Source organism: Streptomyces sp. NPDC059201 (genome assembly GCF_042754585.1).
Classification (GTDB): Bacteria; Actinomycetota; Actinomycetes; order Streptomycetales; family Streptomycetaceae; genus Streptomyces.
On sequence record NZ_JBHZBB010000003.1, the window covers coordinates 335843 to 353600 of the forward strand.

Here is a 17758-nt window from a genome sequence, read left to right on the forward strand (position 1 = left end):
GTCTTGCGGCGGTGCGGTCCTAGTGTGTCGGCTGCCCGGCGGGGCCGAGGAGGCGGGCGTTGCCGTCGAGGAAGCGGTGTCCCGCGGCGAGGCCGAGGTCGTAGGCACTGGTCAGGCCCTCGGGGGAGGCCGCCGCGTAGTCGACGCCCAGGGTCTTGAGGTCCTCGTCCGGCTTGATCACGTGGACGGTGGCCCCGTCGAGGGTGGAGCCGTCGGCGATCTCCTCGGAGGCGTAGATGTCGCGGAAGACCGGGAAGGGGTCGGCGCCGATCACGATCAGGTCGGTCACGCCGGTGGCCGCGACCTCGCGCGCGGGGCACGCGCAGGTGTAGGAGGCGTCGACGTACGCTTCGCCGGCGACTTCGGCCGGGACGGCCCAGGCGTGCAGCATGCGGGTGGAGGCGTACGACACGGCGTCGAAGTTCTCCGGCGTCAGCGGCGGGCGGCCGCCCGGGGCGTCGGCGTGCGAGGAGAAGACCACGGTCGCCAGGTTCTCCTCGACCCAGGCGCGGTCCCCGGTGAAGATGTTCCGCAGCAGCTGCCTGCCGAGCTCCTTCGCGCCCGGGCCCTGGGTGACCTCGGCCGCCTCGGGGGTGGTGACCTTGCTGGTGGCCAGGAGGAATTCGGGGGCCTCCGCGCGGAAGAGGCCGGCTCGCAGCGTGGGGCCGTACTCCTCGATGCTGCCGAGGACGACCTGGCTCATGCCCTTCTCGGCGGCTCCGGCGGCGGCCTTGTGCCAGTAGTCGACGCCGGTCGCGCGCGCCTCGCCCACGGCGGCGAGACCGCCGGAGAGCACGGCGGACGAGGCCGTGCCGTACGCGTCGGCGCGCAGTCCGCGCTCCTCGAAGGCGGAGAGCACGCCGTGTCCGAACACGCCCTTGAGCATTCCGGAGGCGACGGCGATGCCGATGCGCCCGCCCGTGCCGGTGGGGGTCATAGCAGTCCCTTCTCGAACTGTTCCGTCATGTGGGTGCGGGCCGGTTTGCCGCTGGCCGTACGGGTGATCGCGCTGCGCGGGACCTCGATCACGGAGTGGGGCGCGACGCCGAAGTCGAGGGCGACCTGGGCCGCGACGCTCTCGGTGTCGAGGGTCTGTCCCCGCTGGGGCACGACGAGGACGGCGAAGGACTCGCCGTGCGGCAGGACGACGACCTCGGAGACGGCGTCCAGGGTCGACACGACCTGCTCGATGTCGGTGGCGAAGACGTTCACGCCGTTCACGGAGATCCGGTCGCCGTGCCGGCCGCTCAGGTAGAGCCGCCCGGAGCGCACGTGTCCCAGGTCGCCGGTGTCGAACCAGGTGGTGCGGTGGTCGGTGGCCCCGTCGTAGCCGTCGAAGAGGGTGGGGCCGCGCAGTTGCACGGCGCCGGTCGTGCCCGGCGGGCAGCGGCGCCCCACCTCGTCGGCGATCCGCAGGTCGAGGCCGGGGACGGGTACGCCGAGGCAGGCCGCTTCGACGGCCCCGGCGGCCGAGAAGCTGGTGGCGGCGTCCACGTAGCGGTGCGAGGTGGCCATCAGGGTCGCTTCGGCGAGGCCGTAGCAGAACACCAGCGAGGTCGGGTCGAAGCCCCAGGGGCGGACGGCGTCCAGGAAGGTGTCGACCGTCCGTCTGCGGATCGGCTCCGCCCCGCAGAAGACGGTGCGCCAGGCGCCGAACAGCTCCGGGTCGCGGGTGCCCTGGCGGGCCGCCTCGCCGATCCGCGCCGCGAGGTAGCGGAGCATGAAGTCGGGCAGGGCGCTGTGGACGCTCTCCGTGTCCCGCAGGAGCTGGAGCGCCGCCATGGGGCGGCGCAGGAACGTGCCGGAGTCCTCGACGACGAGGTCGATGCCGTGGACGAGCGAGGTCAGCACGCCGACCAGGCCCATGTCGTGGTGGAGCGGCAGGGCGATGAGCCCGGCGTGCCCGTGCTTCATCCCGGAGACGCCGCGGATGGCCTCGATGTTGCCGAGCAGCGCGCGGTGGCTGAGCGGGATCGGCCGGGGCATTCCGGTGGAGCCGCTGGTGTACTGGACGAACGCGAGGTCCTCCGGAGCCGCGGCGGCCGGCTCGCGCACGACGCCCGGGCGTGCGACGAGGTCCAGTTCGCGCAGCCCCTGGCCGGGGATCCTGAACGTGTGCCGGATGCCCTGCTGGCGGGCCACCATGGCGAGGTACTGGCGGGTGATGGCGCCGGGGACCTTCGGTTTCACCGAGACGGGCACCGCCCCCAGGTGGACGAGGCCGAGGAGCGCGACGACCGCCTCGCGGGTGCTGTCGACGCGGATCATCACCCGGTCCGAGGGGCGTACGCCCTGCTCGGCGAAGCCGCCCGCGGCCGCCGCGATCCGCTCGGTGAACTCGGGGTAGCCGAGCGTCTCCCGGCGGGCGGACGTTCCGAAGACGACGTGCGCGTCCGCGCGGCCGGCCTGCGCGGCGACGGCCTGGCCCAGGGTGCGCGCGGTCATGCGGCCCGCCCCCGCGTGTCCAGCAGGGCTCCGAGGTCGGCCCGGTGGATGGCCTTGGTCTCGCGGTCGACCAGCCCGAGGCGCACCCGGCCGCGGGCCGCGACGGTCCCGTCGGCGAGTTCGATGTCCTGGGCGAGGGTGAAGCTGTACGCGGTCTGCCCGGCGAGCGAGGTGCGTACGAAGAGGCGGCCCACCGGGTCCCAGTCGACGGCCTTGAGGTAGTCGAGCTGGAGCTGGAGGACCACGGCGACGAGGGTGCTGTCCCGCAGGTCGACCTTGTTGGCGAGTCCCCACTCCCAGCGCCCGGTCTCCATGAGCTGGGGGTAGACGCTGTTGTTCAGGTGCCCGGCCCAGTCGAAGTCGTTGGGGCGCAGGCCGACTTCGGCCCGGTGCTCCACGAGTGCGGGCGGTGCGGTGTCGTCCCCGGCGCGGCCTTCCGTGCCGTCGCTCGTCATGACGCGGCCTCCCCTTCTCCCTCTCGCCCCTCCGGAGGAGCGGAGAGGAGTACGACGACGGCGCCCGCGAGGCCGCCGGTGTGGCTGATCGACAGTTCGACGGCGAGGTGGCGCTCGCGGGCCCACGCGGCGAGCCGGCCGTGGGGCCGGATCCGGGGTTGGCCCGCGGGGCCGTGCACCACCTCGATGTCGGGGAAGGTGTGGTCCGGTGCTCCGCCCAGGGAGCTCAGGGCCTTCACGCACGCCTCCTTCGCCGAGAACAGGCCGGCGAGGGAGGCGTACGGGTCGGGCCGGGTCCGGACGTACGCCCGTTCGGCGGCGGTGAACAGCGCACCGCTATCGAGCAAGTGCGGCTTCCTTCTCAGCTCCTCGACGGACTGCAGATCGAATCCGGTCGACATCGTTCGTCCGAAGGCTGGCGAAGTAGGCACGCTTGAGGTCCTCGTAGGATGTGACGGCGATCCCGGTGGCCTCGCGCACCAGCGCGAAGACACTGCTGAGCTTCCTGGAATGCACCGAGCCCTCGTGCAGCGCGACGTCGCCGAGCCCGAACTCCTCCTCGCCGCCGCGCAGGTGCTCCCACCAGTTGACGTAGCCCTGCCGGTCTGTCTGGGCCTCGCGGGAGGAGCCGTAGGTCTCGCCGCCGTCGGGACGGACCCAGGTGTACGCCATCGAGAGGACGTCCTTGATGGGGTACACCCCGGACTCCACGAGGGCCTTGGCGAAGGACACGAAGTACTGCCGGTGCTGCACCTCGTCCTTCATGACCGTGTGGAAGACGTCGCGGACCAGCGGGTCCTCGGTGGTGCGGGAGACGAAGCCGTACGAGACGCACGCCTCGATCTCGACGCACGCCTGGAGGACGCAGACGCGGGCGTAGTTGTCGGTGGGGAAGGGTCCCCGGTGGTCGACGACCTCGTCGTGGCCTATGGGGTCGACCCCGGCCATCTCCATGAGGCGTCCGAAGGAGACCTCGTGGTGGGCCTCCTCCTCCAGCCAGTAGCGGGCCGACCAGGCGGCGGCGATGTGCAGGACGTCGGCGCCGAGGGGGTTGGACTCGCGGATCTCCTGGGCGAGCTTGACGCCGTCGACGGCGAGGCGGATGCCGGCGGGCTGGGTGGTCAGCTCGGCGCGCGCCGCGTGCCACAGGGCCGCCCGGTCCTCGGGGGCCGGCCGGTCGAGCCGCCGGCCGTCGAAGAGCTTGTCGGTCGACCAGCGGCGGTACTCGTGGTAGCTCTGCTGGGAGCGCAGCACATCGCTGATGGTCGCTCCGGCGCGGAGCTCCTTGACGATGTCGGTCATGATCAGCACGGGGACACGCCTTCCGTTCAGGAGGAGGGAGCGGAGTCGAGCTGGCCGGTCAGGGCCGCCACGACGTCGCCGGCGGTGTGGTCCAGCGTCATCGTCGGCAGCTCCACGTCGTCGTCGAGGCCGACGTCGGCGAGGGCGCCCGCGAACGCGTCGAGCAGGTCGATGGAGTTGATGGCCACCGGCGAGGCGACGAGGACGGCGGACAGCGGGCGCCCGTCGAACACCTCGTCCTCGGTCAGTTCGAGCCGGCGGGCGATGTTCGCCCTGAGGTCAGCGGTCATGGTGGTCCTCCTGGAGGGTGCGGTCGGTCGGTACGGCCCCGGCGGCGGGCCAGTCGGGTGAGCGGCCGAGCGCGGCGAGGGCGAGGTCGAGCGACCCCGTCCCGCGGGCGGTCGGCAGGGCGGGCGCGAACTGAGCCTCGGGTCCCAGGCGCCGTTCGTCGTCGGGGACCCGCAGGGCGAAGAGCAGGGCGGCCTCGGCGGTCTCCTCGGACAGTTCCAGCTCCACGCCGAGGGTCCGGGCGACGTCCCAGCCGTGGACGACGTAGTCCAGGAAGTGGAATCCGATGGCGACGGTGGCGGGGAACGTGAGGTCGGTGCGAATCTCGGGAAGGACGAACTCCCGGGTCAGGACGCCCTGTTCGGCGAAGGACCGGAGGACGAGGCCGGCCGACTCCCGGTAGACGGCGAGGCCGTCGTCGCCGAGGGGCCGGTCCCGCCAGTCGGCGAGGTCCGTGCCGCCGCCGGCGGCGGAGGCGGCGAATCCGTGGTGCTGGCCCGTCATGTGGGCCACCAGGCGGCGGAGATTCCAGCCGTCGCACGGAGTGGGGCGTTCCCAGTCCTCGGGCTGTGCGTGCTCCAGGAGACGGATCGTCTCCAGGACGGCCGTGCGGTCGAGGTCCAGGATGTCCACTCGACCCCCCTTTCGGTCGGTGACTTCAGCCGTCGCCCTGTTCGTCGGTCGGGGCGGCGGCGAGCGGAGCGGGCCCGTGGGACGGGCCGTGGGTGTGGTCCGGGACGGACGGCATCAGGAGCTCGTCGATCACGCGGTCGAGGTCGTCCTTGAATCGCTGGTTGGGGCCGGGATAGCGGTCCTGGGCTCCGGGCCCGTGCGAAAGAGACAAGTCATCCTCCAGAACGGGAGTGCAGACGGAGCAGACAGTAGCACGACCGTACGTATACTTTCAGGACTCGGCAGGACTGGCGGGACCCGCAGGTTCGCCAGAGGCCCCCGGCCCCTGCGGCCAGGGATCCTGGCCGGTCAGGATCCGCTGCACCGCCTCCCAGACCGCGTCCGGAGGGGACGCGGCCGCGCTCCAGGTGGCGGAGCGCAGCTCGCCCTTGCCCCGGAAGGCGCGCACGATCCGCAGGTGGTCGGGCCGGACGACGAAGCCCTGCAAGTGGTCACGGTCGCGCCAGAGGGAGACCGAGCCCGAGCGCGGGCGCAGCGAACCGGCCTCCATCCAGAGCCACATGCCGAGGGCGCCGTCCGTCCGGGGCCAGCTCCGGCGGAGCATGACCCCGGCGACGAAGACCTTGGCCGCGTCCAGCGGGCGGTGGGCCGTGAACTCGGTGATGTTCACCGTCACCGGGTCCGAGCCGCCGGTCGGCACCGCCTCGGGGCCGGGCTGCCAGGGAGTGCTCCAGATGGGGCGGGACACGGCTCGATGCCTCCTGATCGCGGGCCGGAACGGGCTCGTGGGGATGAATATACGCGAACGATCGTGCTAGATTCTCCCGCATCCTGGCAGAACCAGAAGGGCGCGTGACATGGATCGCTCTACGGCAGTCGTACGTGCAGCGCTGAACAGCACGTCCTACGCTTCGGGCAAACTGGCCGGCAAGGGGGCGTTCAACCTCTTCCGGATGCCCAAGGGCCGCAGCAGGCCGAGGCCCGACGAGGCCCCCGTCTTCGACACCGCCCGGCGCGGTGAACTCCGGCTCGGCGACGCGACCGTGGTGACCTACGAGTGGGGCGACGGGAAGCGCAAGGTGCTCGTCGTCCACGGCTGGGAGTCGCGCGCCTCGCGCTTCGCGAAGATCATCGGCGAACTGGTCGAACTGGGCTACAGCCCGGTCAGCTTCGACGCGCCCGGACACGGCGACTCCACGGGCCGCACCACCAACATCGCCGAGTACCTGAAGATCCTCACCCGGCTGCACCGTGAGCACGGGGACTTCGAGGCGGTCGTCGCCCACTCCCTCGGCGTCACCGCGACGTTCCTCTCCATCCAGCACGGGCTGCGCGCGGGACGGATCGCGGCGATCAGCCCCGTACCCGAATTCGCCTACCTGGTCGACAAGTTCTGCGAGCAGCTGGGCCTGCGGGACAAGCTCAAGGACGAGCTGCGCGGGCGCATCGAGCGCGAGATGTTCCCGGACGAGGAGGACATCTGGCACCGGTTCTCCGTGTTCGCCGGGTCCGACGAGGTGAAGATCCCGATCCTGGTGATCCACGACGATGACGACGACATGGTCGACCCCCCGCACGCCCGCCGGGTCCTGGCCGCCTTCGGCGACAACGCCCGGCTGGTGACCACGGAGCGGCTGGGGCACCGCCGGATCATCGGCGCGCCGCAGGTCGTCCGGGAGGTCGTGGACTTCGTGTCCGTCGACGACGTCCGGCAGACGAACGGGCTCGACACGAAGGCGGCGCAGTGAGCGGCATTCTCGCGGGGAAGCGCGTTCTGGTGACCGGGGTCCTCATGGAGTCCTCGATCGCCTTCCACGCCGCCAGACTCGCCCAGGAGCAGGGCGCCGAGGTCGTGCTCACCGGCTACGGCCGCCTCAGCCTCGTGGAGCGCATCGCCAAGCGGCTCCCGGAGCCGGCCCCGGTGCTCGAACTCGACGTCCAGAACCCGGACCACCTGGCGACCCTCGCCGACCGGATCCGGCAGGAGGCCGGCGGCGACGCGCGGCTCGACGGCGTGGTGCACTCCATCGCCTTCGCCCCGCAGGACGCCCTGGGAGGCAACTTCCTGTCGGCGGGCTGGGGGTCGGTGGCGACCGCGGTCGAGGTGTCCGCGTACTCGCTCAAGTCCCTCGCCATGGCCTGTCTTCCGCTCATGGAGGAGGAGGGCGGCGCCATCGTCGGCCTGGACTTCGACGCCCAGGTGGCCTGGCCCGCGTACGACTGGATGGGGGTGGCCAAGGCGGCCCTGGAGTCCACCTCCCGCTACCTCGCCCGGGACCTCGGCCCGCACGGCATCCGCTGCAACCTGGTCGCGGCAGGTCCGATCAAGACGATGGCGGCCAAGTCCATCCCCGGCTTCGAGACCTTCCGGGAGGTGTGGACCACGCGTGCCCCGCTGGGCTGGGACCTCTCCGATCCCGAGCCCACGGCGCGCGCGGTGGTCGCTCTGCTCTCTCCGTGGTTCCCCAAGACCACGGGTGAGATCGTGCACGTCGACGGCGGAGTCCACGCGATCGGCGCCTGAGCACGGACGAGAGGGGGGAGGGGAGGGGCCGGATCCGGCCCCTCCCCTCCCCCTTTTTCTCTGTCCTGGGTCCTACGCGTCCGTCTCGGCGATCCGGGCGTCGATGAACGCGGCCAGCCTGGCGATCCCGTCGACGATCCCCTCCGGCCGCAGGGCGCTGCACGAGAGCCTGAGCTGACGCAGTCCGCCCCCGTCGAGGTAGAAGTCGCTCATCGGGGTCCAGAGCACGCCGAACTCCCGGGCGGAGCGCTCCAGCGCCTTGTGGTCGGCGAGGAACGGGACGTCGACCACGAGGAAGAACCCGCCGTCCGGCTCGTTCCAGTCGATGCCGAGGGCCGCCCGGCGGTCGGCGGGGAAGTGCCGGTCCAGTTCGGCGAGCAGGGTGTCCAGATTGCTCCGGTAGAAGGCGATGGCCTCGGTGTTCGCCTCGCGCAGCCGGCAGTCGGACGCGATGAGCAGTCCGCCGATGACGGCCTGGCTCACCGCCGAGGTGTTGACCGTGGTCATGCTCTTGATCTTGGAGAGCTCGTCGGCGAGCAGCGAGGTACGTCCTCCGGGCCCGATGACCTCCTGGTCGGCGATGACGTAGCCGACGCGGGCCCCGGGCAGCGCGGTCTTCGCGAAGGAGCCGAGGTGGATGACCCGGCGGTGGTGGTCGAGCGCCTTGAGGGTGGGCCGGCCGGTCCCGGTGCGGACGAAGAACCCGTACGGATCGTCCTCCAGGATCAGCAGGTCCTCCTCGGCCGCGATCTCGAGGAGCCGTTCGCGGGCCTCCACGGTCATGCTCGCGCCCGACGGGTTGGCGAAGTCAGGCACGACGTACAGGGCCCGCGGCCGTCCGCCCGCCTCGCGGGTCCGGCGGACCGCCGCCAGGACCGCCTCGGGGTCCGGGCCCGTCGGCCCCTCCGGTACGGGGCACAGGGGGACGCCCAGCAGGCGCGCCGCGCCGGTGATCCCGACGTAGCAGGGCGAGCTGACGAGCAGGGTGTCCTCGGGAGCGGCGAAGAGCGCCCGCAGGGTGAGGAGCATCGCCTCCTGGCAGCCCGTGGTGACGACCACGGCCTGCGCCGGGACGTGGATCCCCTCGTCGTTGGCCACCGTGCGGGCGATCAGCTCGTGGATGATGCCGTTCGTCCGCCCGTACTGGAAGAGCTGGGTGCGCACGCGCTCGGGCGACCAGCCCAGTTCGCGCTCCAAGTAGTCGGTGTACGTGCGCAGATGGCGGAACAGGTCCTCCGTCTCGAAGCCGCCCTCGGACGGCCTGCCGGGGGCGAAGGAGATCGCCTCCGGGAAGCGGTTGACGACCTCGTTGAGGAAGTTCATCGCGTCGAGGAGCGGGTCGGAGAGCGAGGCGTGCAGTTCGCCGAGGGGCAGGGCCGGTACGGGCGTGGCGGTGGTGTCCGGCATCGGTCAGGCTCCCGTCGAGGCGTCGGCGAAGACCGTGCGGAGGTGGGCGGCGGCGTGGGCCACGGCGCGCCGGCCGGCGTCCAGGGTGCCGGCCATGGCGAAGAAGCCGTGGGCGACGCCGGGGTAGCGGACCGACTCGACCGCGACGCCGCTCTCCCGCAGGCGGTCGGCGTACCGCTCGCCCTCGTCGCGCAGCGGATCGTACTCGGCGGTGATCACGAGCGCGGGCGGCAGGCCGGAGTGGTCGGCGGCGCGCAGCGGGGAGGCGTGCGGGTGCGTGCCGTCCTCGGGGGTGGCGAGGTAGTTGTCCCAGTACCACTGGACGGACTTGTCGTTGAAGAGGAGCGGGTCGGCGTTCTCCCGGCGGGAGTCGGTGTCCGCCCGGAAGTCCGTGTTGGGGTAGACGAGCAGCTGGGCGAGGAGGGCGGGGCCGCCGGCGTCCCGGTTCCTGAGGGTGACGGCCGCGGCGAGGTTGCCGCCCGCGCTGTCGCCCGCGACGGCGATGCGGGAGGCGTCGCCGCAGTACCGGCCGACGTGCTCGGCGATCCACCGTACGCCCGCCTCGCAGTCGTCCACGGCGGCGGGGAACTTGTGCTCGGGCGCGAGGCGGTAGCCGACGGCGATGGTCAGGCAGCCGGCCGCGTTGGTGAGGCTGCGGCAGATCGCGTCGCCCGTCTCGATGCTGCCCAGGGTCCAGCCGCCGCCGAAGAAGTAGACGAGGACGGGCAGGGGCCCCTCCGCGCCGGCGGGCCGGTAGACGCGGAGCGGTATCGGCCCGCCCGGTCCGGGGACGGTCGTGTCGAGGACCTCGCCGACCGCTTCGGGCTCGCCCGCGTCGGCCTGGATCGCGGCGAGGTCGGCGGCCCGGGCCTCCTCCAGGGTCATGGTGTAGAGCGGCCGGACGCCCCGCGCCGCGCGCTGGTCGTAGAAGGCTTGGAACTGCGGATCGAATGGCATGGTGTCTCCGGTCCGGGCCCGCGACCGTGGCGGCGGCGGGCGGCGTCAGGGTGTTTCGGGAAGCAGCGAGGGATCGGTGGCCACGCCGCGCAGGCGGGACAGGATGCCCTTGGCCGCCTTGTGGTAGCAGGTGAAGTCGTTGTGCAGGACGGATTCGGCGTTGGCCGTCTCCAGGAGCGCGACGATCTCGAAGACCAGCTGGGGGATGTCGATGTCCTGCTGGGCCTCGCCCACCCGCTGTGCCTCCTCGACCGTCTGGCCCAGGAAGGAGAACCAGTTGGCGTGGGCCGCGGCGATCGTGTCGTGCACCTTGCCCTCGCGGGCGTCGTACTCGGCCGACACCGAGTAGAAGAAGCAGCCTCCGGGGAAGACGCGCTGCTCGGAGTAGGTGAGCCAGGCGGTGCAGATGCCCCACAGCCGGCGCAGGCCCGGCGGGATCTCGCGCGTGGGCTGCACCACGTGTTCGAGGTAGATCTTGATGGCGGCGCGGACGGTGGAGAGTTGCAGTTCCTCTTTGGAGCCGAAGAGGGCGAAGACCCCGCTCTTGCTCAGCTTGAGCTCGGTCGCCAGGCGTCCCAGGGAGAGACCTTCCAGTCCCTCCACTGACGCGATCTCGACGGTGCGCTTGAGGACCAGCTGCCGGGTCTGGTTCCCGCGTGCGATCCGCCCGTCGGGGTGCGTCGCTGTCATGGTTCGGCCTCTTCTCGTTCCTGGACTACAGGTCCCCCAACATCATTTCGTACAGCATCTCCCCCGATGCCATAGGTGCAGCATACTAAGAACATGGACGACCGTGCGGTCAGTATGCGAGAGTAGTAGGACGGTCGTGCGGTTGGTTGGCTCGGCCGAAGCAGATCACGGGGGGTTGGACCGCGGTGACGTTGACACTGCACGAGTACGAGGCCATGGCCAGGGAGCGGCTGCCCGCCCCCGTCTGGGACTTCCTCGAAGGGGGAAGCGGCACCGAGTCGATGCTCTCGGCGGGCCGCCGGGCACTGGACCGGATCACGCTGCGGCCGCGCTGCCTCGTCGACGTGTCCAGCCGCGACCCGCGGACGACCCTGCTGGGCGCGCCGCTGGCGGCGCCGCTCGGCATCGCCCCCATGGCGTACCACGAACTGGCCCACCCCGAGGGGGAGCTCGCCACCGCGCGGGCGGCCGGCGAGGCGGGCGCGCTGTTCACGGTCAGCATGTTCGCGAGCCGTTCGCTGGAGGACATCGCCGCCGCGGCGAGCGGGCCCCTGTGGCTCCAGCTGTACTGGCTGAGGAGCCGGGACCAGCTGGCGGCTCTGGCCAAGCGGGCGGAGGCGGCCGGCTATCGGGCGCTGGTGCTGACGGTGGACGCACCCAGAGTGGCCCACCGCCCGCGCGACGCGCGCAATGGCTTCAGCATTCCGCCGGGCATTCGCGCGGTGAATGTGGATCCGGCGATGATGGCCGCCTCGCACGGTCACACGCCCGGCGAGTCCGCCATCGCGCGCCATTCGAGAGAACAGTTCGACGCGTCGATCACCTGGAAGGATCTGGCGTGGCTGCGGGAGCAGACCTCGCTGCCCCTGGTGCTCAAGGGAATCCTCACCGCGGAGGATGCCGCACTCGCCGTCGAGCACGGCGTCGAGGGAATCGTCGTGTCGAATCACGGCGGCCGTCAGCTCGATTTCGCGATCGCTGCCCCTGATTGTCTTCCGGAAATAGCGGAAGCGGTTTCCGGACGATGTTCGGTCATTCTCGACGGTGGAATCAGACATGGCGCCGATATCGCGAAAGCCCTGTGCCTCGGCGCCGACGCCGCTTTCGTGGGGCGCCCGGTCCTCTGGGGTCTCGCGCAGGCCGGCAGTACGGGTGCCGCCGGGGTCCTCCAGCGCCTGACCGATGAGTTCGACGAGGTCATGGCCCTGATGGGGGCGCCCACGCCGCAGGACTTCACGCCATCCGGAATTTCCCGGTCCGCCACCTCCGGCGCGTAGCCGAGCCGTAGCCGGCGCGTAGCCGACCCACAGCCGGCGCATAAACCGGCCAGCCGTCGAAATTCAGCCAGACCCCGCTCACCCGCGACACCGAGGGTGTGCGGGGTATTTGGCGTGTCCGTAAGGGGTCGGGAATCGAAACCATTAGGAAACCGTCAGACTGTTGCGAGGATCACTTTTGTTCGCTTGCCTACTCATGAGTACTAGGAGAGGGTGAAGTCGTCGCCGCCGAACGAATGCGCGACAAGCCTGCCCGACCGTTTTCCGAACAGTGCGGTTCCGAATTTACTGCCGGGTAATCAAGAATTTCGATAGGTGGGGGATTCCAGTGGGGGAAACGGTGCCGAACAGGCCCGTTTGCGTCGACGGCTCCTGGGTCGACGACATTCTGCTTCAAGGGGACGGCCGCGACGTCGTCCTGCACCTGGACGCGCCGGTGACCCGTGCGGCGCTCCGGGGCCTGGTCGCGGCCCGCCGCACCGAGCTCGAAGGGGCCGGCCTGACCGCCGGCGGATCCCTCGCGGTGCGGCTGCCACCGTCGCTCAGCTGTATCGTCACCATGCTCGCCGGCTGGCGGACGGGCGCCCAGGTGATCCTGCTCGACTACCGGCTGACCCCGCACGAGGTCGGCCAGGCCATCGCGCGGCTCACTCCCCAGCTCGTCGTCGAGTCCACCGAGCAGGTCGGCGGAGGACTCCGGGGCTTCTTCCACGTGGACGTCCGCCTCACTCCGCTGCGCGGCGGCCGCCCGGCCGCCACCGAGCACGCCCTGCTCCAGCTCAGCTCGGGATCGACCGGTCCGTCCAAGGTGATCGGCCGCACGGTCGCGAGCCTCCTGGAGGAGATCGGCCGGTACGGACAGCTGGACGGCTTCCCCCGCCGGGGCGAGCGGACCGTCGTCCTGGCCTCCATCGTCCACGTCCTCGGTCTGGTCGGCGGGCTGCTGTACGGCCTCGCCAGCGGGACCCAGGTGGTGCTGCCCACCAGCCAGACGCTGGACGGCATCCTCAAGGCCGTCCAGGCCGGACCGGAACCGACGACGATCCTCGGCGTCCCCTCCCAGGCGGCCCTCCTGGCCGCCGCCCAGTCACCCGCCCGCCCCCCGCAGCTCCGTCAGATGATCACCGGGGGCGAGCTGATCAAGGCGTCCGTCCGGGAGCGGTTCACCAACGGCTACGGCGCCGGCCTCGGCGCCATGTACGGCATGACCGAGACCGGTGTCATCGCCGTCGACCTCTCCGGCACGGCCGCCGGGCTGACCCCGGTGCCCGGCATGCGGGTCCGCGTCGACGACGAGCAGATCCTGCTGGGCCTGCCCACCTCCCCGTACGTCGGGAAGATCGACCCCACCCGGTACGTCGACGGGTGGCTGTACACCAAGGACGCCGGCCACTACGACGAGACGAACGGCCTGCTGACCGTGCACGGACGGCTCGACTCCCAGGTCTCCGTCGGCGGACTGAAGGTCGACCTCTCCGAGGTCGAGGCGTCGATCGCCTCGCTCCCCGGCATCACGGACGCGGTGGTCGTGCACGGCACCGGCATCGAGGCGTACGTGACCGTCGCCGAGCAGTCGGTGACCGAGCGGCTCGCCGAGTCCCTGGCCACGCGACTGGCTCCCTACAAGCGGCCCAGAGCCGTGCACGTCCTGGCCGAACTCCCCCGCACGGCCACCGGCAAGCCCGTACGGAACGCGCAGACGCTCCGCTCGGCGGCCCGCGCCACGGCCGGGGCGGCTCCGGCCGAGAAGTAACGACGTCTCAGCCGGGCGCCGGGGCGTCCACCCGGCGCACCTGGACGGGCACGCCACAGTCGCCGTGCCCACCGTCCACGCAATGCCTCGCGACACCGAGAACGTAACGGCCTCCGCCGGTGAAGCCGGCCGCCGACCGGATGTCCGGATGCCCCGGCAGCCGGCGGGGCGTCAGGAAAGCGGCGTCGCCGGGGGGCCAGGACTCGGGCAGCGGGACCCGGCGGCTCATCCCGCCGTCCCGCAGCCCCTGACCGAGCGCCTTCCCCGCCGACTCCTTCTGCGTCCACAGCCAGAGGAAACCCGTCGCCTGCTCCGCCTCGGGCAGCGCGCGGAGCCAGTCCGTCTCCACAGGATCCAGGTAGGCCCGTGCCAACGCGCCCGCGTTGAGCCGACGCACCACCTCCACATCGACCCCCACGGGGCAGCCCGCGCCCAGCACGAGGGCCAGCACCCCGCGGGCATGGCTGACGCTCACCGCCAGCCCCTCGCCGGCGCCGCCCAGGAAAGGGCGCCCGCCCGGCTCGTGCTCCACCCGAAGCTCGGACACCGGGACAGCGAGAAGCGCGGCCGCGCTCTGCAAGAGCAGCCGGTGCGCCTGCGCGCGCTCGTCCCCGTCCGTGGTGCACCACAGCACCGTCACCCTGTCCGGGTCCGTACCCGGCCGTCGTTCCACACAGAGGAGTCAATCAGATGTCCGCCGAGGTCACCCAGTTTGTCATCGAGGCCCTCCAGAACATGAACTACGACGTCACGGATGTCACCGGCGAGACCCCCCTCGGTCCGGCCGGCCTCGACCTCGAGTCGCTCTCCGTCGCGGAGATCGCCATCCAGGTCGAGGACACCTACGGCGTCAAGTTCGAAGAGGACGAGATGGAGACGGTCGCCCTGCTCACCGTCGCCGGCCTGGTCCAGGAGATCGTCAAGCGCGCCGCCACCGCCGCCGCCCCGGCCCAGTAGCCGCGCCGTGCCCCGGCGCTCCGCGACCTGTCCGCCCGCCGCCGTGGCGGCGGGCGGACAGGTCCCGCGGACGCCCGGGGCGGCCGTGTGCGGGAAGCCGCGCCGAGGACCCGCAGCCAGCCCGTCCAGACTCAGAACATGGAGAGACCGAAGGATGAAACCGAAGAACGAGCGCGCGGAACTCGCGGCCGACCAAGCGCTGGGCATCGGCAATCTGCTGACCGCGCTCGTCGCCCGGGGCGACGGCCTCGACCTGCCGACGCTGACCTTCGACACCGAGGTGGACGGGCACCCGGCCTGGCGCCCCCTCTCCCTGGGCGAGCTGGGCGAGCGGGTCGCCGCACGGGCCGCCTCCCTGCACGCGCTGGGCATCAAGCCCCGTGACCCGGTCGCCGTGTTCGTGTCGAACGCCGCGGACCAGGTGCTCTCCTACCTGGCGCTGGCCCGCCTCGGCGCGATCCCGGCCCTCGTCAACGGCAAGGTCCCCGGCGAGTCGGCGGCCGAATACATCAAGCGGCTCCGCGCGGTCGGCGTCCTCACCGACGCCGCCCACCGGGCGGTGCTCGACGGCCACGAGACGCAGACGCCGCTGCTGCCCGACGTCTCCGAGCTCGGCAAGGGCGACCCGGCCGAAGCCCCCCGGCCCTACCGCCACCACGCCGACGAGCCCGTCGTCATCACGCACTCGTCCGGCACCACCGGCCTGCCCAAGGCCGTGGCCCACTCCCACCACAGCCTCTTCGCCTCCATCCGGCACCGGCTCTCCCTCCCGAAGGGCCAGGGCCTCGACCGGATGCTCGGCGCCCTCCCCTCGGCCCACGCCGCCACCGTCATCGCGGTCAACCTCGCCCTGGCCAACCGGGTCGAGCTCGCCCTGGTGTCGAACCAGAGCGGCACCGTCGTCCTCGACGCCATCGAGAGCTGGCGGCCCCAGAGCGTCCTCGGCTTCGCCGCGACCTGGTCGGAACTGGCCGGCGAGGACCTCACCGCCCGCGACCTCGAATCCGTCAGCGTCTGGTGGAACACCGGCGACTGCGCCCACGAGGCGCACGTACGCAAGCTCATCGCCGTCGGCAGCCGCGCCGCGGCCCGCGCGACCCGCCGCCCGGGGTCGTACTTCGTGGACGGTCTCGGCTCCACCGAGATGGGCCACTCCCAGTTCTTCATCACCCACACCCCGGAGACCAGCCGGTACGGGCGCTGCATCGGCAAGCCGCACGCCTTCACCGACGCCGCCATCCTCGACCTGGACGGGGAGAAGCTCGGCCCGGGCCAGGTCGGCGAGCTCGCCATCGCCGCGCCGACCCTCGCCCTCGGGTACTGGAACGACTCCGTCACCACCTACCGCACCCGCAGGGACGGCTACTTCCTCACCGGTGACCTCGTCTTCCGCGACGAGGCCGGGTACTTCTACCACGTCGACCGGGCGGTCGACGCGGTCGAACTCGGCGACGGCCGGAGGCTGTTCACCGCGCTCTCCGAGGAGCGCGTCCTCGCCGCCTGCCCCGCCGTCCGGGAGTGCACCCTCGTCGCCGTGAAGGGCGACGACGGGAAGGTCACCTCCTCCGTGCTGCTCGTCCTCGACGAGGGCGCCGACCCGGTGGCCGACCACGGCGCCGAGGTGCTGGCCGCCCTCGAACCCCATGTCGCCGAGACCGTCGACCGCGTGATCGTCGTCAGCCCCGACCTCATCCCCCTCGGCCCGACCGGAAAGGTCCGCAAGGTGCTGCTGCGCACCCGATTCCTCGCCGGAGAGCTGCTGGGCACGGACGCCGCGGCGGTGGCGGCATGAGCGGGCGCGGAGCGGCGCCCGCCGCCGTCGTCACGGGCATCGGCACCTTCACCCCGCTCGGCCGGGGCGCCTCGGACACCTTCGACGCGCTCTGCCACGGCAAGTCCGGGCTTCGCAGGCCGCCCGAGGGCCATCTCCTCGCCGGCACCGTGGACGTCGCCGGCATCGCGCCGGACATCGAGGCGAGCGAGGTCCTGCCGCCGAGCGAGGGCCGGCTGGTCGACCGGTACGCCCTGATGGCGCTCGCCGCCGCGGACGACGCGCTGGCCGACTCGGGCATCGTCGTCGGCCGCGACGTCGACCCGCACCGGGTCGCGGTGGTCGTGTCCAGCGGCGCCGGCGGCCTGACGACGTACGAGGCGCAGTCCCTGGCCCGGGCCGAGCGCGGGCCGACGGCGGTCAGCCCGTACCTGCTGCCCGGCATGCTGCCGAACATGGCGGCCGCCCGTATCGCCATCAAGTACGGCATCCGCGGCTGGAGTTCGGCGATCGCCACGGCGTGCGCCGCCGGCGCCCACGCGGTCGTGGAGGCCGCGCGGCTGATCCGCTACGGCGAGGCCGACGTGGTGGTCTGCGGCGGCGTCGAGGCGCCGCTCAACCCGACCTCCGCGCTGGCGTTCCACCACGCCAGGGCGCTGGCCACCCGCTGGGACGACCCGGAGGCCGCCAGCCGCCCGTTCGACCGCCGCCGCAACGGCTTCGTGCTGTCCGAGGGGGCGGGTGTGCTCGTCGTCGAGCGGGCCGGCCTGGCGGACGCGCGCGGCGCCGCCGGCTACGCGGACCTGCTGGGCTGGGGCGCCACCACGGACGCGTTCCGTCCCACGGCGCCGCGCCCGGACGGCGAGGGGGCGGCGGCCAGCATGCGCGGGGCGCTCGCGACGGCCGGGCTCGTGCCCGGCGACATCGACTACATCAACGCGCACGGCACCTCGACCAAGCTCGGCGACGTCGCCGAGACGAAGGCCGTGCGGGCCGTCTTCGGCGACCGGTCCCCGGCCGTCAGCAGTACGAAGTCGATGACGGGCCACCTCCTGGGCGGATCCGGTGCGGTCGAGGCGGCGTTCTGCGCGCTCGCGATCTCCCGCGGGCAGCTCCCGCCGACCCACAACCTCGACGAGGTCGACCCCGCCTGCGACCTGGACCACGTCCGCGGCGGGCCCCGGGAGCAGCGGGTCCGCGCCGTCCTCTCCAACTCGTTCGCCTTCGGCGGCCACAACGTCAGCCTGCTGCTCGGCGAGCCGACCACGCGCGAGAAGCGCTAGCGGCGCCCGAGGCGCC

General features: G+C 72.1%; 20 protein-coding genes. 7 read left to right on the forward strand and 13 right to left on the reverse strand.

Going from position 1 to position 17758, the window contains the following annotated elements; all coding sequences use genetic code 11:
- Positions 1-19: 19 nt before the first annotated feature.
- From ACFXMG_RS11905 to ACFXMG_RS11945, 9 genes are read right to left on the reverse strand one after another with little or no spacing between them, the layout of a single operon-like run.
- Positions 20-937 (reverse strand): hypothetical protein, encoded by a 918-nt coding sequence (locus ACFXMG_RS11905; RefSeq protein WP_383818796.1) that lies wholly within the window; start codon positions 935-937, stop codon positions 20-22.
- Positions 934-2445: an AMP-binding protein gene (locus ACFXMG_RS11910; protein WP_383818795.1), complete on the reverse strand. Its 1512-nt coding sequence runs from the start codon at positions 2443-2445 to the stop codon at positions 934-936. Before ACFXMG_RS11910 ends, ACFXMG_RS11905 begins: the two co-directional genes overlap by 4 nt.
- Complete coding sequence (locus tag ACFXMG_RS11915; protein WP_383818793.1) at positions 2442-2900, reverse strand: acyl-CoA thioesterase; 459 nt, start codon at positions 2898-2900, stop codon at positions 2442-2444. Before ACFXMG_RS11915 ends, ACFXMG_RS11910 begins: the two co-directional genes overlap by 4 nt.
- Positions 2897-3247 (reverse strand): holo-ACP synthase, encoded by a 351-nt coding sequence (locus tag ACFXMG_RS11920; protein ID WP_383818792.1) that lies wholly within the window; start codon positions 3245-3247, stop codon positions 2897-2899. The genes ACFXMG_RS11915 and ACFXMG_RS11920 overlap by 4 nt, the downstream gene beginning before the upstream one ends.
- Positions 3237-4211, reverse strand: coding sequence for a ferritin-like domain-containing protein (locus tag ACFXMG_RS11925; protein WP_383818790.1), 975 nt, complete (start codon positions 4209-4211; stop codon positions 3237-3239). Before ACFXMG_RS11925 ends, ACFXMG_RS11920 begins: the two co-directional genes overlap by 11 nt.
- A gap of 17 nt (positions 4212-4228) precedes the next feature.
- Complete coding sequence (locus ACFXMG_RS11930; RefSeq protein WP_383818789.1) at positions 4229-4492, reverse strand: hypothetical protein; 264 nt, start codon at positions 4490-4492, stop codon at positions 4229-4231.
- On the reverse strand, positions 4482-5123 hold the full coding sequence (locus ACFXMG_RS11935) for a TIGR03086 family metal-binding protein (RefSeq protein WP_383818787.1): 642 nt from the start codon (positions 5121-5123) through the stop codon (positions 4482-4484). The genes ACFXMG_RS11930 and ACFXMG_RS11935 overlap by 11 nt, the downstream gene beginning before the upstream one ends.
- Positions 5124-5148: 25 nt before the next feature.
- Positions 5149-5334: a hypothetical protein gene (locus tag ACFXMG_RS11940; RefSeq protein WP_383818785.1), complete on the reverse strand. Its 186-nt coding sequence runs from the start codon at positions 5332-5334 to the stop codon at positions 5149-5151.
- Between the two features lie 60 nt (positions 5335-5394).
- A complete protein-coding gene (locus ACFXMG_RS11945; protein ID WP_383818783.1) occupies positions 5395-5871 on the reverse strand; it encodes a hypothetical protein in 477 nt (158 codons plus the stop codon).
- A 109-nt stretch (positions 5872-5980) separates the two neighbouring features.
- On the opposite strand from ACFXMG_RS11945, the gene ACFXMG_RS11950 reads away from it, so the two are divergent.
- Positions 5981-6871 (forward strand): alpha/beta fold hydrolase, encoded by an 891-nt coding sequence (locus ACFXMG_RS11950; protein WP_383818781.1) that lies wholly within the window; start codon positions 5981-5983, stop codon positions 6869-6871.
- Positions 6868-7647 carry an enoyl-ACP reductase FabI gene (gene fabI / locus ACFXMG_RS11955; protein WP_383818778.1) on the forward strand — a complete coding sequence of 260 codons (780 nt, stop codon included), beginning with the start codon at positions 6868-6870 and terminating at the stop codon, positions 7645-7647. Before ACFXMG_RS11950 ends, fabI begins: the two co-directional genes overlap by 4 nt.
- A 72-nt stretch (positions 7648-7719) precedes the next feature.
- On the opposite strand, the gene ACFXMG_RS11960 is transcribed toward fabI, so the two are convergent.
- Genes ACFXMG_RS11960 through ACFXMG_RS11970 form a run of 3 tightly spaced genes read right to left on the reverse strand, consistent with a single transcriptional unit; the run spans position 7720 to position 10701 of the window.
- Positions 7720-9054: a PLP-dependent aminotransferase family protein gene (locus ACFXMG_RS11960; RefSeq protein ID WP_383818777.1), complete on the reverse strand. Its 1335-nt coding sequence runs from the start codon at positions 9052-9054 to the stop codon at positions 7720-7722.
- 3 nt (positions 9055-9057) lie between these two features.
- Positions 9058-10011 (reverse strand): alpha/beta hydrolase, encoded by a 954-nt coding sequence (locus ACFXMG_RS11965; RefSeq protein WP_383818774.1) that lies wholly within the window; start codon positions 10009-10011, stop codon positions 9058-9060.
- 45 nt (positions 10012-10056) lie between these two features.
- Positions 10057-10701: a TetR/AcrR family transcriptional regulator gene (locus ACFXMG_RS11970; RefSeq protein WP_383818773.1), complete on the reverse strand. Its 645-nt coding sequence runs from the start codon at positions 10699-10701 to the stop codon at positions 10057-10059.
- 185 nt (positions 10702-10886) lie between these two features.
- Between ACFXMG_RS11970 and ACFXMG_RS11975 the strand changes: the two genes are divergently transcribed.
- Both ACFXMG_RS11975 and ACFXMG_RS11980 read left to right on the forward strand, forming a co-directional pair.
- Positions 10887-11978: an alpha-hydroxy acid oxidase gene (locus tag ACFXMG_RS11975; protein WP_383818772.1), complete on the forward strand. Its 1092-nt coding sequence runs from the start codon at positions 10887-10889 to the stop codon at positions 11976-11978.
- A 340-nt stretch (positions 11979-12318) separates the two neighbouring features.
- A complete protein-coding gene (locus ACFXMG_RS11980; RefSeq protein ID WP_383818770.1) occupies positions 12319-13731 on the forward strand; it encodes a class I adenylate-forming enzyme family protein in 1413 nt (470 codons plus the stop codon).
- A gap of 7 nt (positions 13732-13738) precedes the next feature.
- Here ACFXMG_RS11980 and ACFXMG_RS11985 read toward each other — a convergent pair whose 3' ends face one another.
- The gene (locus tag ACFXMG_RS11985) at positions 13739-14404 is read right to left on the reverse strand and encodes a 4'-phosphopantetheinyl transferase family protein (protein WP_383818769.1); all 666 of its coding nucleotides are present in this window, start codon (positions 14402-14404) and stop codon (positions 13739-13741) included.
- A 17-nt stretch (positions 14405-14421) separates the two neighbouring features.
- Between ACFXMG_RS11985 and ACFXMG_RS11990 the strand changes: the two genes are divergently transcribed.
- The 3 genes from ACFXMG_RS11990 (at position 14422) to ACFXMG_RS12000 (ending at position 17742) form a co-directional block, all read left to right on the forward strand.
- Positions 14422-14688 carry an acyl carrier protein gene (locus ACFXMG_RS11990; protein ID WP_383818767.1) on the forward strand — a complete coding sequence of 89 codons (267 nt, stop codon included), beginning with the start codon at positions 14422-14424 and terminating at the stop codon, positions 14686-14688.
- A 154-nt stretch (positions 14689-14842) separates the two neighbouring features.
- Positions 14843-16480, forward strand: coding sequence for a class I adenylate-forming enzyme family protein (locus ACFXMG_RS11995; protein ID WP_383821987.1), 1638 nt, complete (start codon positions 14843-14845; stop codon positions 16478-16480).
- Entirely contained in the window at positions 16477-17742 is a 1266-nt protein-coding gene (locus tag ACFXMG_RS12000; protein ID WP_383821985.1) for a beta-ketoacyl-[acyl-carrier-protein] synthase family protein, read from the forward strand. The genes ACFXMG_RS11995 and ACFXMG_RS12000 overlap by 4 nt, the downstream gene beginning before the upstream one ends.
- Positions 17743-17758 lie beyond the last annotated feature (16 nt).

Excerpts from the sequence above, each read along its gene's own strand:
- ACFXMG_RS11950 (WP_383818781.1), top strand. The coding sequence starts at position 5,981 with ATGGATCGCTCTACGGCAGTCGTACGTGCAGCGCTGAACAGCACGTCC.
- ACFXMG_RS11910 (WP_383818795.1), bottom strand. The coding sequence starts at position 2,445 with ATGACCGCGCGCACCCTGGGCCAGGCCGTCGCCGCGCAGGCCGGCCGC.
- ACFXMG_RS12000 (WP_383821985.1), top strand. The coding sequence starts at position 16,477 with ATGAGCGGGCGCGGAGCGGCGCCCGCCGCCGTCGTCACGGGCATCGGC.
- ACFXMG_RS11970 (WP_383818773.1), bottom strand. The coding sequence starts at position 10,701 with ATGACAGCGACGCACCCCGACGGGCGGATCGCACGCGGGAACCAGACC.
- ACFXMG_RS11915 (WP_383818793.1), bottom strand. The coding sequence starts at position 2,900 with ATGACGAGCGACGGCACGGAAGGCCGCGCCGGGGACGACACCGCACCG.
- ACFXMG_RS11960 (WP_383818777.1), bottom strand. The coding sequence starts at position 9,054 with ATGCCGGACACCACCGCCACGCCCGTACCGGCCCTGCCCCTCGGCGAA.
- ACFXMG_RS11995 (WP_383821987.1), top strand. The coding sequence starts at position 14,843 with ATGAAACCGAAGAACGAGCGCGCGGAACTCGCGGCCGACCAAGCGCTG.
- ACFXMG_RS11965 (WP_383818774.1), bottom strand. The coding sequence starts at position 10,011 with ATGCCATTCGATCCGCAGTTCCAAGCCTTCTACGACCAGCGCGCGGCG.
- ACFXMG_RS11905 (WP_383818796.1), bottom strand. The coding sequence starts at position 937 with ATGACCCCCACCGGCACGGGCGGGCGCATCGGCATCGCCGTCGCCTCC.
- ACFXMG_RS11990 (WP_383818767.1), top strand. The coding sequence starts at position 14,422 with ATGTCCGCCGAGGTCACCCAGTTTGTCATCGAGGCCCTCCAGAACATG.
- ACFXMG_RS11930 (WP_383818789.1), bottom strand. The coding sequence starts at position 4,492 with ATGACCGCTGACCTCAGGGCGAACATCGCCCGCCGGCTCGAACTGACC.